The following is a 17,581-nucleotide window of genomic DNA, read 5'->3' as shown; positions in this document are numbered from 1 at the left end:
GTGCGATACGTATGGGGCCGCAGCAGGCGGCGCTAGCCGCCGTTCCAGCGGTATGTCCTAACCGAGTTCGGGAGAGCCGGAATGACTCGCTCTGGTCAGCGTGTGAGTGCCGGTGATCGGCGGATCGAAACTCACCTCGGCCCTTCGACCCGGCGCGCCTTCAATGGCGGCTTCCGAAGTACAACAGGCGTGCGCGGAGTTGCGTCGGCCGGTAAGTGCTCTTGAACAGCGACCAGTCGACAAAGCTTTTTCGACGGCCAGAGATTTGCCGTTACGGTCTTCCGGGAAAAGTTGCCGTAACGACAGATGTGTCTGCGCGTCCTCGCATTTACTCGCCTTTTTCAGGCCGCGCTCTGCGAATCCCCATCGATCGGGATCATCTGCCCGGATATCGATCGCCCAGCCTCCGAGGCAAGGAAAACGGCAAGTGCGGCGATGTCGGCGGGATCGACAAAGTGTTTGATCGACTGGTTGCCGAGAGCCGCAGCTTCTTCCTGCGCAACACTGCGCCCGTTGACCGACGCTCGTCCCTCAAAGACTTGCTGCAAGCGCGGACCCGCTACGGCGCCAGGCAGGATCGCATTGACCCGGATACCGAATTCACCCAGTTCGCGGGACAGGGTCTTGGTGAAGCCGATGAGCCCCCACTTCGTCGTGGCATAGGCGCTGCGATTCGGGTAACCGAAGCGGCCGGCTAGCGACGACATCACGACGATGGAACCCGCAGCGGATTCCTTCAGATGGGGGATGGCTAGCTGCGACACGATAAACGTGCCGGTAAGATTCACGCGCAGGACAGTCTCCCAGGCATCGGGATCCATGTCCGCGACGCTGGCCGAGGGTCCCGCGATGCCCGCGTTGTTGACGAGCACGTCGAGGCCGCCGAGTGCCGCTACGGCCTCGGCCATCATGCGTGTGACCGAGCCGCGATCCGCGATGTCGCACGCCGAGGTCATGACGCCGGACCACTGCTCTCGCAATCGCCTCAGGGCGGCCTCGTCGATATCGCAGACAAAGACGCTCGCTCCGGCGGCTGAGAAAGCCTCCGCGATGGCACGACCTATCCCGCCCGCACCGGCAGTAACGAGTACACGCTTGCCCTTCATTGTCGTCATGAAAACTCCTTTGGAACAGAATCGTCTTTGCCCTTCAGGCGCAGGCGGCACGGATGTATTCCGGTACGGGGACTGCCTTTAAGCGGCCATCTGCTCCTCGAACGCACAGTGCGCGCGTCTCCTGGCCCTCGCAAATCAGCGTATCGCCCCGCATGATGCGATGATGTTGAATGAATACCTTGCCGCGCCACTCGTCGATGCGGGTATGGATGTCGAGCCTCTCGCCATAGGTTGCCGACGTATGGAAACGCGTATGAATCTCCAGCAACGGGGGGCCGATGCACTGCGGCGGCTCCATCAACTCGTTCCACGCGGGCAGGCCGCATTGCCTGAAAAAGTGGTGCGAGGCAGCGTCCATCCACCGTGAGAAATTCGGAAAAAAGACAATGCCTGCCGGATCGCAATCGCCGAAGTGCACATCAACGCTGAAGACGATTTCCTTGCTCATGGCCCTGTGCTCCCGTTTCGAATGTGGTCATGATTCACGAGTCGCGCCGGGGATACTGTCAATCCGGCGACACTCGGTGTCGGTGTTTGTATGAATAGTCAGGAGACGAGGATGACTCGACCACAGCAGATGACTGCACCATCGCTCACGCTTGACGAACTGTTGGCCGAGTCGCCCTGGTTCTCGTCGCTCGACGGGTCCGCGCAGCGCCAGGTGCGTGGTGACGCGTCGGAGCGCGCTGTTTCAATGGGTCAGATGCTGGGCCGTCACGGCGATCGGCAGCAGGTATGGTTCGGGGTGCTCGAAGGCCTGATCAAGTGGTCGATCACCGCGCACGACGGTCGCACCGTCACGCTTGGCGGCCAACTTCCCGGAAGCTGGTTCGGAGAAGGCACCCTGATTCGCAAGGCACCGCGCCAGTCCGACCTCATCGCGCTGCGCGACAGTCGCGTCGCGCAAATACCGATCGCCACGTTTGACTGGTTGCGCAGCCACCAACCGTCCTTCAATGAATTCCTGCTGATTCAGGTGAACGAACGCCTGCACTGGTTCATGGGCAATGTTGCCGCATACGGACTGCTCAATACCGATAGCCTCGTGGCCCGCGCGCTGGTGGGCATGGTGCATCCGTTGCCGAATCCCCGTGGCGAGCGTTATCTGCAACTGTCCCAGGAGGAACTCGCGAACCTCGCCGCCGTGTCTCGCCAGACCTGCAACAAGGCCATGATGCACTTCAAGGACGCCGGCCTGATACGTACCGAATATGGCGGCCTCGTCGTGCTGGACCTGCCCGGGCTGCAGGCGCTTGCACAGTAGGTCCGCTTCCGATCGTTCGCCTCCACGCTTCAGCAGGAACCTGAAGCCGATGGCGATGCCACATTAACGCAACCGGTCCGACTGCGACCTAGCGTTTGCCCTGACCGCAACTGTCGGCGGATCGACAGTGGTTTTCGCGTTCGCCCTAAATAATGCGTGTCATATAAACCAGGGAGACACGCAATGAATCACGCTCGTTCGCTGCCGGCAGCGGATCCGGACGGCAGCCGATCTTCAGTTCGATCCGCGGAAGATATCGTCTACCGCAAGATCAGTTGGCGTGTGATGCCGATTGTGCTGATTGCCTACGTCTGTGCATTCCTCGACCGCATCAACATCGGCTACGCGCAGTTGCAGATGAAGCACGACCTGGCGTTCTCCGATGCCGTCTACGGACTGGGAGCCGGCATCTTCTTCGTCACCTATCTGCTGTTCGAGGTACCGAGCAATCTGCTGCTCGAAAAAATCGGCGCGCGCCTGTCCTTCCTGCGCATCATGGTGCTATGGGGTCTCGCCTCCGCAGCGACTGCCTTTGTTACCCAGGCCTGGCAGTTCTATGTGATCCGGCTGCTGCTGGGCATATTCGAAGCAGGCTTCTTCCCCGGCATCATCCTGTATCTGACGTACTGGTACCCGAGCCAGCGCCGAGGCCGCGTGACAGGACTGTTCCTGTTCGGCATGCCGATCACGGGCGTCCTGGGCGGCCCGCTGTCTGGAACGATCATGAGCGGCATGGAGGGCCTTGGCGGCATGCACGGCTGGCAATGGCTATTCCTCGTCGAAGGCCTGCCGACTGTTCTGCTGGGGTTCGTGCTGTATCGCATGCTGCCGGACAATCCGGGCCGCGCACCCTGGCTGAACCACACCGAGAAAATGCTGGTGCAGTCGGTCCTCGATGCCGACCACCAAGGCGACGCGAAGGCTGGACATCATGGCAGGCTCGCCGCGGCGCTGACGGACTCAAAGACCTACTTGCTTGCCTTCGTTTACTTCTGCTGCGCTTGCGCCGTCTATACGGTCACGTTCTGGCTGCCGACCATGATCAAAGGCCTTGGCATCGCACCGATCGCCACGATCGGGTGGTACACCGCAGTGCCGTATATCTTCGGTGCGCTTGGCGTTCTCGTCATCAGCCGCAGTTCGGACCGCTTCAAGGAGCGTCGCTGGCATGTTGGGGGAACCCTGGTCATCGGCGCCGTGGCCCTCGCCTCGACTTCCTTTCTTGGCACCGCTGTCGCTCCGGTAATGGTCCTGCTATGCATTGCCTCGTTCTTCATCTTTGGCGGCGGCTCGCTGTTCTGGTCGATTCCCCCCACCTATCTTGGCCGGGACGCAGCCGCAGCCGGCATCGCGGTGATCAGCTCACTGGGCATCCTCGGCGGCTTCGTCAGCCCGACGCTGATCGGCTGGATCAAGGGCGTAACCGGCAGCATCCAGATGGGTCTCCTGGCGTTGACCGCACTTGTCATCGCCGGCGGCCTGACGATCCTGCTGGGCCTGCCAAAGAGCGCGGTCCGAGTGGGCGCGAACGATGGCACGAGCGCGCACTAGCCGAGCCATCCCGTCATAGTCATTCAGACGCTTCAGACCTATTTTCTTCACTGGAGAAGACCCGCATGAGCAAGCCCAAAGTCATCGTGACCGTCGCCCCGACAGGCGGCATGGCCAACAAGAAAATGAACCCGAACCTGCCGACGCAGCCGCAGGAGATCGCCGACGACACCTACCGCTGCTACAACGCCGGCGCCAGTGTCGTTGCAGTGCATGCACGGCGTCCCGACGACGAGGCCACCTGCGATCCGGCAATCTATAGCCACATCAACCGCCTGATTCGCGACAAGTGCGACATCATCCTGAACAACTCGACAGGCGGCGGCATCAACGGCGACATGGTTCGCGAACTCGACAACGGCCTGTGGGAAATCCAGTGGGAAGAACGCCTGAAGGGCATGCAGGGTGACGGCGTCGAGATGTGCACGCTCGATGCACAGACGGTGATCGCAAGTTTCGGCGGGAAGGAGATCCTGGTGGCGACGCCGCCCTCGCGAATCCGTCAGATTGCCGAGATGATGAAAGAGCGAGGCATCAAGCCCGAATGGGAGGTGTTCGGCCTTGCCGACATCGTCCAGGATGTTCAGCGCGCCATCAACGAGGGCCTCGACGACGCGCCGCACTTTATCAATATCGTCATCGGCGCCAATGCCTTCCAGGGCGCATTGCCTTACACGCCTCGCCTGTTGCAGACGATGGTCGACCACCTGCCCCGCAACAGCGTCTTCAACGTCAGCGCGATCGGCGCGGCCCAGTTGCCCGCCGCGATGAATTCGCTCTTGCTGGGCGGCCACGTGCGCGTCGGGCTCGAAGACAACCTGTATTACAGACAAGGCGAGTTGGCTACCAACGTGCAACTGGTCGAAAGGCTCGTGCGCCTGGTACGCGAGATGGGTTACGAGCCGGCCACCCCGGACGAGGCGCGAGAGATCATCGGACTGCGTCCGTTGCGCGAAACAATCACCGCCGCCTGCCTGGAGGGTTAGACCATGACCAAGCAAACCGTCAACATTGCCATCGTCGGGACTGGTGTCATTGGCGCGGGCTGGGCGACACACTTCCTGGCTCATGGTTTCGCGGTCACGGCAACGGATCCCGGCGAGGCGGCCGAGCGGAAGCTCCGCGATTGGATCGACAACAGTTGGCCCGTGGTCAAAAGACTCGGACTGGCGAATGGCGCTTCGCGAGAGAAGCTGACATTCACGACTGACGTGAGTGCGGCGGTGCGCGATGCCAACTTCATTCAGGAGAGCGGTCCCGAGCGTCTGGATGTCAAGCATGCGTTGATCGCAAGCATCGAATCGGCCGCAAAGGCAGACGCGATCATCGCGTCGTCGTCGTCGGGGCTTTCAATCAGCGAGATCCAGACAGGCGCGAAGCATCCGGAACGCATCGTCCTTGGTCATCCATTCAATCCGTCCCACATCATTCCACTGGTAGAGGTCGGTGGCGGCAACCTCACATCTCCCGAAAGCATAGCGAACGCCATGGCGTTCTATTCGTCAACGGGCAAGAAGGTCATCAGGATCAACAAGGAGGTCAAAGGTCACATCGCCAACCGTCTGCAGGTGGCGATATGGCAGGAAGCCATCAGTCTGGTGCAGCGCGGGGTCGCCTCGGTGGAGGACGTCGACGCGGCGATCTCCTATGGCCCAGGCCTTCGCTGGGCACTGCTCGGTCCGTTTCTCAACCTTCACGCGTCCGGAGGCGCCGGTGGCATCACGCATGTGCTGCAGCATCTGGGGGCGGCCCAGCGCGAGTGGGCCAGAGACCTGGGCACGTATCCCGAAACAGACGACTACATCGAGTCGATTGCGAAAGGCGTCGACGCAGAACTGCAGTCATACGATTTCGCGGAAATGCTTCGCCAGCGCGATCAATTGCTGATTCAGTTACTGGAGGCAAAGCGAGACCTCTCTCAGATTCCGTAGGTGAACGGGACGAACCCGCCGAGCCTCGGGAATAAAGCGGACGCTGGCGCGGTTAGCTCAGTGTACGCAGAACGATCGAAAGGTCGCAGGATTTCGATACCGACGCCCCGCTGGTCGCGAGCTGCGGCTGAAATGGAAGGGAGGCAAACATGAACATCGCCGAGAAGTCCCTACGGTTCCTGGTAGAAAAGTGGCTCGCGCCGACTCCGACGACGCGGCTCCGCGTACTCCAATTCGGCCGCACCGGTCGCGAGCGGAGACGATATGTGCGCGTCGAGGCCTTGGCGCCCACCGGTTCGCGCGCAATCTTCTTCTTTCGACACAATGACGGCTGCTGGTGCGTATTTCCACCCGCGGTCGCACGGCCGGCATTCCATTGACGGGCCATACCGGGGGAAGGGAGCAACAAATAAAACACAAGCAGCCAATCCTGAGCTCCCAGGAAATCCTTGACCGTGCCGCCGTGCACGGACGCAGTAAGACATGGCCAGTCTGTGGCCTCCGTCTTGTACTGTCTTGTGCGAGCCCCTGCCTATTGCCTTTATCTTTTCAGGTGAACGATGACCGGTCCTTCCGTCACCTCCGGCGCGGTCGCACCGGTGCTCCCGGCATTCCTGGCGATCCAGTCCTTTGCTCGTTGCACGCTTTCATCAATGCCGGCCTTGTCCTGACACACGGTCACCGAGAAGCCGCCGTCGTCGCTGCGTGCAAGGGTATAGGACACCAACCCTTTGATGGTACCCATCGTCTCGTCGATATCTGCCGCGCGTTTCTCCAGCACATCAAATAGTTCGTTGGCCCCCTTTCCCGAATATTTTCTTACGACCGTATGCATGATCAGGTCCTCCCGTCTGTCGAACCGCGAACTGCGAAACGCGAATGCCGTCGGTGCAAACTATATGACGGATTACGCGAGTACTTGCCAAGAATGCCGCATAGCGGATTTCGCGGCCATTACAAGTGTAGTATTCGCGCCACCGATGTAAAGCCGGCGATGAGCGTTGGCCTCTTCCACTGCCAGACGCACGCCGTTTTCGATATTCGGAGCACGTATGGGGCACCCATGGCCACGCGACCCGCATGCCACTCATGTCGCCCCTTCATCACCCTGTTTCTTGATGCTTGACGCCATCCGCTCCTGCTGAGCGGGGGGCACCGGGTCGTAGCGGCTGATCTGGATGGTGTAGTTGCCGTGTCCGCCAGCGATGGCGTTCAGACGCGATTGATAGTCGTTGAGTTCGGACAATGGGACCTGTCCTACAACGACCACGGCGTTGCCGGCGGCCGTGCGTGTGCCATGAACCTGGCCACGCTTGGCTGACAGGTCGCCGATGATGTCACCCATCGCGGCTTCCGGCGTCATCACCTCAATGTCCACAATAGGTTCAAGCAGTATGGGCCGGGCTTTCAGCACCGCATCGATGAAGGCCTTACGTCCGGCGGAGACGAATGCGACTTCCTTGGAGTCGACTGGGTGGCTCTTGCCGTCGAAGACGGTGACGCGCACGTCCTGCATCGGGAAGCCGGCAAGCGGTCCGCAGTCGATGATCTGCAGGATGCCCTTCTCCACGGCGGGAATGAACTGGCCTGGGATGGCGCCGCCCTTGACGGCGTCGACGAACTCGAATCCGGTGCCTCGCGGCAGTGGCTCGACGCGCAGCATCACTTCGCCGAATTGCCCGGCGCCTCCGGTTTGCTTCTTGTGGCGATAATGCCCCTCGGCCTTGGCGCCGATGGTTTCCCGATAGGCGATCGTCGGTGGCCGCGTCACCACCTCGAGCTTGTACTGCTCGGATAGTCGCTCCAGCATGAGGCGAAGGTGCAATTCGCCCAAGCCCCGTACCACCGTCTCGTTGGTGCCGACGGGGTGTTCAATGCGCAGGCACGGGTCTTCCGCACTGAGCTTTTGCAGGATTTCCCAGAGGCGCTGCTCGTTGCCTCGGCGCGCGGGCTCGATCGCCAAACCATAGATGGGCGTAGGAAAGTGGAGCGGGGTCAGGTGGATGTTGCCGTCCTCAGGGGCGTCATGCAATACGGCATCGAGGCCGATCTCGTCGACCTTGGACGTGGCGCAGATATCGCCTGGCCCGGCTTGCGGCACGTCCACGTGCTCTTTGCCCTGCAGCATCATTAGATGAGCGACCCTGAATGGCTGGCGCCCGTCACCGATATACAACTGGCTCTCGCGCCGGATCGTGCCCTGATGGATGCGAAACACGGCCATTTTGCCGATGTAAGGGTCCATGACAATCTTGAAGACATGGGCCAGAACATGCCTGTCCGCGACCGGTTCGGCTCGCACGACTTCCTTGCGGCCGCCAGCGTCGCGATAGAAGAGCGGCGGGTTGCCTTCCAGGGGCGTGGGCAGGAGCCGGACGAAGACGTCGAGCAATTCCGCGATGCCGGCGCCGTTGGCTGCTGACGTGAAGCAGATCGGCACCAGATGACCTTCGCGCAGCGCCCGTTCGAAGGGCTCGTGCAGCTGCTCCGGGCTGATGGCCTCGCCTTGTTCCAGGTAAAGCGCCATTAGGCCGGGGTCGATCTCGACCACTTGATCGACCAGCGCATCGTGCGCGGCCGCAACAGTCAGGAAATCGGCGTCGCCGACGGGATTGAAAAAGCAATCCACCACGTGGCGGCCGCCTTGCGCCGGCAGATTGATAGGCAGGCATCCCATGCCGAAAGTCGCCTGGACTTGCGTTACAAGCCCCGGCAGGTCGACCTTTTCGGCATCGATACCGTTCACGACGATCATTCTGCAGAGCTTGCGCTCCTCCGCCCACGCCATCATGCGCCGGGTGGTTATTTCGATGCCGGTTTGTGCATTGATGACGATGGCGACAGTCTCTACAGCGGGCAGGACACTGATCGCCAGCCCGGAAAAGTCTGGATACCCGGGCGTATCCACCAGATAGATGCGCGCGTCCCGGTAGTGCAGGTGGACGACGGCAGAGTTTAGCGAGTGATGATATTTGCGTTCGAACGGGTCGAAATCGCAGACCGTCGTGCCACGCTCCACGCTGCCGGGCGCGTAAAGCGCGCCGCCCTGGTGCAGCAGCGCTTCGACAAGCGATGTCTTGCCGCATCCGGCATGCCCGACCAGGGCGACGGTGCGGATGGCGTCGGGACTGTACCGCATGGGCGGCCCTCGTCCAGTGGTGGATGTGGGGCCATTATTGGCGAAAATGGACCGGTGTGCCACACGGGGTGATGGTCCCATTCGTCGTCACGCCCCCCGTTCGTTGGGCGACGCAATGAATGTCTCAGAAGGTTGAGAAGCGACGCACGCGCGCGGCAGGGACCTGCCAAGAGGCGCCGTACGGCACGTCCCTTAGCTTCGTTGGCGAACTGCTGCACCAAGTTGCTTCGCTGGGCGCTGTCGCCGAAGAACATGGCGCCCGCGCACTGGCGTTCCTCCTCTATCTGCTCGCCGCGCCTCGCGGCGCAAGCGGCAGGCGGACCTGGAACGTCGTGCGACCCGGACGCGAATCGACGCGAATCTCGCCGCCATGCCGCTGGACCACCGTCTGGTAGGAGATGTCGAGACCCAGACCTGTGCCCTCGCCCAGCGGCTTGGTCGTGAAAAACGGCTCGAACAGGTGCGGCATCACTTCCGGCGCGATGCCGGGTCCGTTGTCGGTGATTTCGACCACGGCATCGTTCGCGTCGCGGCCAGTGCGGATGACGATCTCTCCCTTGCCCTCCATTGCGTCGATGGCGTTGTCGATCAGATTGGTCCATACCTGGTTCAGCTCGCTGCCATACACCACCAGGTTCGGCAGGCTGCGGTCGTATTCCCTGCGCACGGTGACACCGTGCTTGAGCCAGTGGTGCATGATGGTGAGCGTATCTTCGATGCCGTCGTGGAGATCGACCGCCTGCTGCGGCGCCTGGTCCATGTACGAGTAGGACTTCATCGCTTTGACGATCTCGGAGATGCGCACCGCGCCGCGCCGCGTTTCCTCCACCAGCGAACGCAGTTCCAGGGTTGCCGCGAGCCACTGGATGCCGGCCGCAAACTGTTCCTCGTTCAGGCGGGCCGCAAGCGGTTCGAGGTCCGCGGGCCCGACCCCGATTCGCGCGAGGGACGGCGCCATCAGCCACGGCCTCGCGATGCCGAGCTTCGCCAGCCAGTCGAGAAGCGCGTCCTCGGCCTCGCTCTGCTGGAGTGCGTTGGCGGCGGGGCCGTTCCCCTGTCCCTTGCGCGCACCGAGGCTGTCGAGCGCGCTCATCGCGTCCGGCGGAACGGTGCTGAGACTGAGCGCGACCGCCGCATTCTTCAGCATCGCGAGTGTTTCGACCGCGCAATCCGCCGTGCGCGCCACGGCCGCCGCCGGATTGTTCAGCTCATGCGCGAGCCCTGCCGCAAGGGTGCCTAGTGCGGCCAATTTCTCCCGGTTGCGCACGGTCGCCTCCAGGGTGGAGAGGCGATCGAGGGAGCTACGGAAAATCGCGCGGCTGAAGGCCTCGGAGGCCAGCAGCAGTTCCTTGAATCCGCGTTCCGGAAGCAGCGCCAGGTGGCCGTCGGTCGCGGCGACGACCGTGCCCGGAGAAGGCGTACCCGCGAGCAGGGATGCGCCCCCAAAGAAGCTTGGCGCGATGAACCGGTTGGTGGGGATCTGCTTCGCGCCGGAAAACTTCGTGGCCTGGCACTCTCCTTCCAGCACGATGAAAAAGACGGGCTTTGTGTCGCCTTCCAGTCGGAGCACGTCCCCCGCTTTTACGTCGACTTCCGTGAGGTGCTCGGCCAGCCACCGCAACTGTTCGTCCGACAAATCCGCAAAGGGCGGGACTGCGCGCAGTTTTGCAAGGTCGATCATAGGGTGGCCAGGTATTGATGAACCAGATGCACGGTGATCGAGCCTTCGCCTACCGCTGCCGCGACACGCTTGATCGAGCCGGCGCGCACGTCACCCGCCGCAAAGATGCCGGGGACGCTCGTCTCCAGCAGGAAGGGGTCGCGAGCCAGTGGCCATCCCGGCGGGCGCTTGCCGTCCGTGAGCAACGCGCGCCCGGTCATCACGAAGCCGTAGTCGTCGCGCTCCACGACATTGCCCAGCCATTCGGTGCAAGGCTCGGCACCGATGCAGATGAACAGGGCGCCAGCCGGAACGACTTCGACCGCGCCGGTGTTGACATCGCGCAACGCAATTTCCGATAGATGGCCTTGTCCGTCGACGCTGGCCACCAGGGTGTGAGGGCGCACGCTGACGTTCGGCGTCTCGTCGATCTCGTCGATCAGGTAGCGCGAGACCCCGGCACCGAGCGACGGGCCGCGGCACACAATCACCACATTGCGCGCGTACTTGCAAAGGAACATCGCGGCCTGGCCGGCCGAATTGCTCGCGCCGACCACATAGATATCCTGATTCGCGCAACAGACTGCTTCGGTCATCGCCGCACCGTAGTAGACGCCCGCTCCCGTGAGACGCTCCACGCCGGGTGCGTCCAGCGTCCGGTACGCCACGCCGCTCGCCACCAGGAGCGCATGGCAACTCACCTCCGAGCCGTCGGTCAGGGTGACGAACTTGTAGGGACCTTCCACCCGCGTGCCGACCACCCGCTGGGTCAGGATGATCTCGGCGCCAAAACGCTTCGCCTGGGTGAGCGCGCGCCGCGACAGCTCCGCGCCGCTCACCCCTGAGGGGAACCCGAGGTAGTTCTCGATGCGCGAAGTGGTGCCCGCCTGTCCACCCGGCGCCTGGCGCTCGATGATGGCCGACTTCAAGCCCTCCGACGCGCCGTATACTGCGGCGGCCAGCCCCGCCGGTCCACCGCCCACGATGAGCATGTCGTAAAAGGGCGTCGTCGAATGCGTGACCAGTCCCACCTTGTCGGCAATCTGCGCAATCGTCGGGCGGCTCAGCGCCGAGCCGTCTTCGAAAATCAGCACCGGCAGCGGGCTCACGGCAGCGTCGAGCGAACTCAGCAATGTATCTGCCTCGCCGCCGCTCGCCACGTCCAGCCATTTGTATGGAATATGGTTGCGCGCCATGAAGTCGCGCATCTGGTGGCCTTGCGGCGACCAGCGATGGTCGATCAGGCGAATCCCCTTGAACGTGCTGCGCCACGCGGCCTGCCAGGCTTCGAGCAGATCGTCGAGCACCGGGTAGAAAGTGAGCTCCGGCGGATGCCAGGGCTTCAGCAGGTAATAGTCGAGCCGCACGTTGTTGATCGCGCGGATCGCGATGTCGGTGTCGGCGTACGCTGTCAGCAGCACCCGCTTGGCTTCGGGAAACAGCGCGATCGCCTGCTCGAGGAACTCGATGCCGCTCATTTGCGGCATGCGCTGGTCGACCAGGAACAGGGCGACCGAGCGGTTCTGCAAGCGCAGCTGATGAGCCGCTTCGAGTGCTGCCTGCCCCGATCCGGCACGCACGATCAAATAGTGCTCGCCATATCCAAGCCGCAGGTCGCGCGCGACTGCGTCCACCACTTCCGGGTCGTCGTCGACTGCGATGATGACGGGCTTGTCCATATTGTTTTGCGGACTCGATAGTGGCGCCGGCCGACGGACTGGACCTGATCGAACGCGGGGTCGGCCGGGAAACTGCCGATCTCATGCGGCCCGCCGCAGTGCACCTATGACCCTACAAGCCTAGCACTTTGGTCCGAGGTTGCCAGATCGGTCTTTCGGCCTGCTTTCGTCGCAGCGCGCAGCACATCGCATGTTTTCCGTGCAAAAGCGACGGAAGGAGGTCGAGCACTGGCGTGGAACTCAGCCCGTAAAGCGCTTGAATAAGTCGGAAGCGGCCAGGTTCGTTGGACTGGTTGTGCACATGTGGACCTTGCCCGACCGCGCAACGACGCGGATTCAGGCCGATTCGGCAGCGACCATCCCACAGCCGAAACGCTACCGCGCCATGGCCGTTGCGGTGTCTTCGGCCACTGGCGCGGCCACCGAAGCAGCATCGGACGCTACGTGGGACAGCTTCATCATGCGCGGCTGGAGCAGCAGCGCGACGAGCCCGCTCCAGCCGGTCTGATGGGAAGCTCCGACGCCACGTCCGTTGTCGCCGTGAAAGTACTCGTGAAATAGTATGAGATCCCTCGAACGCGGGTCGGCTTGCAGCATAGGATAGGCCGCCATCACGGGACGCACGCCTTCTGCATCCTTGAGAAAGAGCGTGGTGACGCGCCGTGCAAGGTCGTCGGCAATCTCGCTCAGCGAAAATCGGTTGCCCGATCCCGTCGGATATTCGACGCGAAACTCATCGCCGTAGTAGCGATAGAACTCATACAGCGATTCGATCAGCAGGTAGTTCACCGGTATCCAGACCGGTCCGCGCCAGTTCGAATTGCCACCGAAAACACGCGAGTCCGACTCGCCAGGCTGGTATTTGATGCAGAAGCTCACGCCGTCATGGTCGAAGGCGTACGGTGCATCGCGATGCACACGGGACAGCGCCCGCACGCCGTGCTCCGAGAGAAACTCGTTTTCATCGAGTGTGCGGCGCAATAGCGATTTCATCCGGTGTCCGCGCAACAGCGAGAGGAGCGTGGTCCCGCCCTTGCCGGGTTCGGTCCAGCGCGACACCAGCTTTGCCAGATTCGGCCGATGATCGAGAAACCACACCAGCCGTTCGCGCAGTCCGGGCAGATGGCCGTACACCTGGTCCTCGAGCACGTGAACGGCGAAGAGCGGGATCAGCCCGACGATCGAACGAATGCGCATCGGCACACGGGTTCCATTCGGAAGGTGCAGTACGTCGTAGAAGAATTCGTCGTGTCCGTCCCATAACCCTGTGTTGCAGCCTTCGCCACAACTGACCGCTTCCGCGATATACAGAAAGTGCTCAAAGAACTTCACCGCGATTTCGACGTACGCGCTGTTCGTCATCGCCAGTTCGAGGCCGATCTGCATCAGGTCAAGCGCGTACGAGGCCATCCATGCAGTGCCATCGGCCTGATCGATGCGGCCGCCGGTCGGCAGCGGCGAAGACCGGTCGAAGATGCCGACGTTGTCGAGCCCAAGAAAGCCGCCCTGAAAGATGTTGCGGTCATCGGCGTCCTTGCGGTTGACCCACCACGAGAAATTGAGCAGCAGCTTGTGGAACATGACTTCGAGAAACTCGTGATCGCCGACGCCCGTCACTTCGCGGTCGAGTTCGTACACACGCCATGTCGCCCACGCATGAACCGGCGGATTCGCATCGCCGAACGCCCACTCGTAGGCGGGCAATTGCCCGTTCGGATGCATGTAGCGCTCCTTTACGAGCAGCAGCAATTGCTTCTTCGCGAAGTCAGGATCGATCATGGCGAACGCGGCTGCATGAAACGCGAGGTCCCACGACGCGTACCACGGGTACTCCCACTTGTCGGGCATCGACACGATGTCGCCGTTGCACATGTGCCGCCAGTCCGCGTTGCGGCCGTTCCTGCGTCCTTTCGGCGGCTTCGGTTGGCCGGGGTCACCGTCGTGCCAGCGCGTCACGTCGAACTGGTAGTACTGCTTCGTCCACAGCATGCCGGCGAGCGCCTGACGCTGCACGAGCCGCGCATCGGCGTCGGTGATGTCGTGCTGAAGCGCGGCATAGAATTCGTCGGCCTCCGCTTGCCGGAGCGCGAAGAGCTCGTTCATGTCGAGCGGCACGGCATCCAGAGCCGGCTCGGGACGCCAGCGCAGATACAGCACCGAGCGCTCATGAGGCGCCAACTGTAGGTACACATGCGCGGCGGCGCGGGTGCCCTTGTCGCGCCGGATTGCCTGCTCGTCGCCGTCGACGAGGTAGTCATTGATGCCGTCCTTGAACGGCCCCGCTCCATCGATGCCGAAAATGCGGCGCACATTCGTTTCGTTTTCGCAGAAGAGCCACTCGATCGGCTGTTGTGCCGACGCCGTCACGATCATCGTTCCGAGCGCGGGATTCTGCGCGACGACGCGCACGCCTTCCTCTGTATCCGGCTCCAGCGTGAGCGACGGCTTGCCGGGCTTGCCGGACCACGCCCATCTGTTGCGGGCCCAGAATTGCGGCAACACATGAAGCGCCGCGCGCTGATCCGCGCGGTTTTCAACGGTAACGCGCATCACGATATCGTCGGGTGTGTGCTTCGCATACTCGACGCAGACGTCGAAGTAGCGGTTATCGTCGAATACACCCGTATCGAGGATTTCATATTCGGGCTGATCCGCGCCGCGCCGCCGGTTCTCGTCGATCAGATCCTGGTACGGGTACGCGTCATGAGGATACTTGTACAGCATCTTCATGTACGAATGCGTCGGCGTGCCGTCGAGATAAAAGTAAAGTTCCTTCACGTCCTCGCCGTGATTGCCTTCCTCATTTGTCAACCCAAAGAGCCGTTCCTTGATGATTGGATCGTGCCCGTTCCAGAGCGCGAGCGATACGCACCAGTCGAGCGGGTCGTTGCCGAATCCGGCAATGCCGTCCTCACCCCAGCGATACATGCGACTGCGCGCATGATCGTGCGGAAAGTAGTCCCATGCGACGCCGTGCTCGCTGTAGTCTTCGCGAACCGTGCCCCATTGCCGCTCGCTCAGATAAGGCCCCCAGCGGCGCCATCGGTCGAGTTCCGGACCATGAAGACGGAAACCTTCCTTCGACTGGAGCAGATTGATCGCGCGCAGCGGTGGCATGGAACCTCCGGACCCGAAATCGACTATCCATCACGAGCGCCGTGTGCGCGACGCGCATCAGGTGCTCAGCATCCGTCCGATGCGCACGGTCCGCTTGAGCGACCACGCTGCGTCGCGCGCGCAACCAGGCTTCGACGAACGGCCCCATCGACCATCGCAGACCGTACCTTGATGATAGGCGCCATCTCGCTGCATCGGCGATCCGCCGTATCGGCCGGCGTACTTCGGGTCGGCAGCAGCGTGCGTGCACAGACCAAGCGGTGTGAGCAAGCTTCCATGTCGATATTGCAACGTCAGCTTCGTCCAATTTCATCTAACCATTGAACCGTATCGATTTCGGCGTTCTGAGCCAGCCCCGGCAAAACGGCTCTTCGGAGATGCGTAAGCGCTGAAGGCGATCGTTTTGAGCAACACGCCTGTGGGCAAACGGCGCTTCGCGCTCGCACGGCGAGCCCTGGACCCGCTTTGTGCTGCATACTTGAGTGAATTGCACCGCGGAAAGCATCGACATGGTTGCGGACCTTGCACGCTCCTGGTTGACCTGCAGCGCTCCCGTGGCGGCTGCACAGGCCGCCGGCCGGCCGCTCGTGGCACTGGAATCGACCATCATCGCTCACGGCATGCCGTACCCAGTGAACGTTCGCACTGCGCGCGAAGTCGAGACTTTGATCCGTGACCTGGGAGCCGAGCCCGCGACTATCGCACTGATCGGTGGGCGAATCCACATCGGCCTCTCGGACGACGAGCTGGAACTGCTCGGCCGCGCGGACCAGGTACACAAGGTGAGCCGCCGCGACTTGCCGGCCGTGCTGGCCGGCGGCGGCCTCGGCGCCACGACAGTGGCCGGTACGATGATTTGTGCCGCCCTGGCCGGGATCGAGATCTTCGTTACCGGCGGCATTGGCGGCGTGCACCGCGGCGCGCCGGAAACCTTCGACATTTCGGCCGACCTGCAGGAACTGGCGAAGACCTCGGTGGCGGTGGTCTGTGCCGGTGCGAAGTCCATCCTGGATATCGGACTCACGTTGGAATACCTGGAAACGCACGGCGTGCCGGTGCTCAGTTGCGAGCAAGACAATTTCGCTGCGTTTTACACGCGCGACAGCGGCTTTCGCACGGACCTCAGGCTGGACGACGCAGCGGAGCAAGCCCGCTTCATCCGCACCAAGTGGGACTTGGGCCTTGTGGGCGGCGTCGTGTTGAGCACGCCGGTGCCGGAAGCGTCAGCGATGACGTTCGAAGAAATCGACGCGCTGACCCAGCAGGCGCTCGCCGAGGCCACGGCGCAAAGAATCACCGGTAAGGCGGTGACGCCCTTCCTGCTGGCTCGCATCGAGGCGCTGACGAGTGGGCGCAGCTTGGCGACAAACATCGCCCTCGTTAAACACAATGCCGAGGTCGGAGCAAGGCTGGCGCTGGCGTTGGCACACACGGGGCGCGGAGCCGACGCAGCGTAGCTGCCGGAACGCACACACTCTATCGAACCTCGCGTCGGCTTTCAATTGCAATGGTCTGGTCGTGCAACGCCGAGTACGCCGAGGCGAACTTCAATTTAGCTGACGACGTACGGGCAGTTCGGCCGAACGGCAGCTCTGCCCGTCACGCAACGGTAGTGATCGCAATCCTTTCCGGCCGTTCCGGCACGCGCGCAAGGACGCGCATGCCGACTCCGTGCCCGACGCACTCGACACGCTGGGCGCCGCATGTGATGCGGTTAGACCGACGCGTTCAGGTGCGGCGCCGCGATGCGCAGCGTGCTGACCACGGCCGCGGCAGCCGCGAACGCGGCGGCGACATAGAGCGCGATCGTCGGCCCGTGCCCGGGTGCGACGCCGAAGACCAGCGCGACGAGCGCCGTGCCGAGCATCTGCCCGGTCAGCCGCGCGGTGCTGAGCATGCCACCCGCGCTGCCACTGCGCTGGCGCGGCGCCGACGACAGTATTGCGCGGTTGTTCGGCGCCATGAACAGGCCAAAGCCGGCACCGCACAGCGCCATGCGCCAGACGATGTCAACCGTGCCCGGGTGCGCGCCGATCGTCGCAAGCGACAGCAGTCCGCCCGCGAACAGCGCGAGCCCGATGCCGCCAAGCACGCCGGCCGAGTAGCGGTCGGACAGCGCGCCGGC

Annotated in this window: 13 protein-coding genes and 2 pseudogenes; 6 read left to right on the top strand and 9 right to left on the bottom strand. The window is 62.7% G+C overall.

The window, feature by feature from the left end; all coding sequences use genetic code 11:
* Positions 1 to 341 precede the first annotated feature (341 nt).
* Both AWB68_RS23415 and AWB68_RS23410 read right to left on the bottom strand, forming a co-directional pair.
* Complete coding sequence (locus AWB68_RS23415) at positions 342 to 1,115, bottom strand: SDR family oxidoreductase (protein WP_087646731.1); 774 nt, start codon at positions 1,113 to 1,115, stop codon at positions 342 to 344.
* 34 nt (positions 1,116 to 1,149) lie between these two features.
* Positions 1,150 to 1,563, bottom strand: coding sequence for an acyl-CoA thioesterase (locus AWB68_RS23410; protein ID WP_087646730.1), 414 nt, complete (start codon positions 1,561 to 1,563; stop codon positions 1,150 to 1,152).
* Positions 1,564 to 1,674: 111 nt separating this feature from the next.
* On the opposite strand from AWB68_RS23410, the gene AWB68_RS23405 reads away from it, so the two are divergent.
* From AWB68_RS23405 to AWB68_RS49595, 5 genes are all read left to right on the top strand, one after another.
* Positions 1,675 to 2,379: a Crp/Fnr family transcriptional regulator gene (locus tag AWB68_RS23405; protein ID WP_087646729.1), complete on the top strand. Its 705-nt coding sequence runs from the start codon at positions 1,675 to 1,677 to the stop codon at positions 2,377 to 2,379.
* 285 nt (positions 2,380 to 2,664) lie between these two features.
* Positions 2,665 to 3,930 (top strand): MFS transporter, encoded by a 1,266-nt coding sequence (locus AWB68_RS23400; protein WP_235028459.1) that lies wholly within the window; start codon positions 2,665 to 2,667, stop codon positions 3,928 to 3,930.
* A gap of 65 nt (positions 3,931 to 3,995) precedes the next feature.
* Positions 3,996 to 4,916, top strand: a complete 921-nt coding sequence (locus AWB68_RS23395) for a beta-keto acid cleavage family enzyme (protein WP_087646727.1) — start codon at positions 3,996 to 3,998, stop codon at positions 4,914 to 4,916.
* Between the two features lie 3 nt (positions 4,917 to 4,919).
* Positions 4,920 to 5,861 carry a 3-hydroxyacyl-CoA dehydrogenase NAD-binding domain-containing protein gene (locus tag AWB68_RS23390; protein WP_087646726.1) on the top strand — a complete coding sequence of 314 codons (942 nt, stop codon included), beginning with the start codon at positions 4,920 to 4,922 and terminating at the stop codon, positions 5,859 to 5,861.
* 149 nt (positions 5,862 to 6,010) lie between these two features.
* Positions 6,011 to 6,241: a hypothetical protein gene (locus tag AWB68_RS49595; RefSeq protein WP_087646725.1), complete on the top strand. Its 231-nt coding sequence runs from the start codon at positions 6,011 to 6,013 to the stop codon at positions 6,239 to 6,241.
* 161 nt (positions 6,242 to 6,402) lie between these two features.
* Here the strand turns inward: AWB68_RS49595 and AWB68_RS23380 are convergent, their stop codons facing one another.
* From AWB68_RS23380 to AWB68_RS23355, 6 genes and pseudogenes are all read right to left on the bottom strand, one after another.
* Positions 6,403 to 6,696, bottom strand: coding sequence for a hypothetical protein (locus AWB68_RS23380; RefSeq protein ID WP_087646724.1), 294 nt, complete (start codon positions 6,694 to 6,696; stop codon positions 6,403 to 6,405).
* 252 nt (positions 6,697 to 6,948) lie between these two features.
* Positions 6,949 to 9,000, bottom strand: coding sequence for an elongation factor G (gene fusA / locus AWB68_RS23375; protein ID WP_087646723.1), 2,052 nt, complete (start codon positions 8,998 to 9,000; stop codon positions 6,949 to 6,951).
* Positions 9,001 to 9,280: 280 nt separating this feature from the next.
* Positions 9,281 to 10,681 carry a sensor histidine kinase gene (locus AWB68_RS23370; RefSeq protein WP_087646722.1) on the bottom strand — a complete coding sequence of 467 codons (1,401 nt, stop codon included), beginning with the start codon at positions 10,679 to 10,681 and terminating at the stop codon, positions 9,281 to 9,283.
* Positions 10,678 to 12,339: an NAD(P)/FAD-dependent oxidoreductase gene (locus AWB68_RS23365; RefSeq protein ID WP_087646721.1), complete on the bottom strand. Its 1,662-nt coding sequence runs from the start codon at positions 12,337 to 12,339 to the stop codon at positions 10,678 to 10,680. Before AWB68_RS23365 ends, AWB68_RS23370 begins: the two co-directional genes overlap by 4 nt.
* Positions 12,340 to 12,714: 375 nt before the next feature.
* Entirely contained in the window at positions 12,715 to 15,456 is a 2,742-nt protein-coding gene (locus AWB68_RS23360; protein WP_087646720.1) for an MGH1-like glycoside hydrolase domain-containing protein, read from the bottom strand.
* A gap of 118 nt (positions 15,457 to 15,574) precedes the next feature.
* Positions 15,575 to 15,726 (bottom strand): annotated as a pseudogene (locus tag AWB68_RS23355) (amylo-alpha-1,6-glucosidase); the annotation flags it as partial.
* Between the two features lie 239 nt (positions 15,727 to 15,965).
* Here AWB68_RS23355 and AWB68_RS23350 point away from each other — a divergent pair.
* A complete protein-coding gene (locus AWB68_RS23350; protein ID WP_087646755.1) occupies positions 15,966 to 16,913 on the top strand; it encodes a pseudouridine-5'-phosphate glycosidase in 948 nt (315 codons plus the stop codon).
* Positions 16,914 to 17,170: 257 nt separating this feature from the next.
* On the opposite strand, the pseudogene AWB68_RS23345 reads toward AWB68_RS23350, so the two are convergent.
* A pseudogene (locus AWB68_RS23345) lies at positions 17,171 to 17,581 on the bottom strand (MFS transporter); the annotation flags it as partial.

Origin of the sequence: Caballeronia choica (assembly GCF_001544535.1) — a bacterium.
In the GTDB taxonomy this organism is placed as follows: domain Bacteria; phylum Pseudomonadota; class Gammaproteobacteria; order Burkholderiales; family Burkholderiaceae; genus Caballeronia; species Caballeronia choica.
Note: the sequence above shows the minus strand (reverse complement) of the source record. Positions and strands in the feature narration are given on the sequence as shown.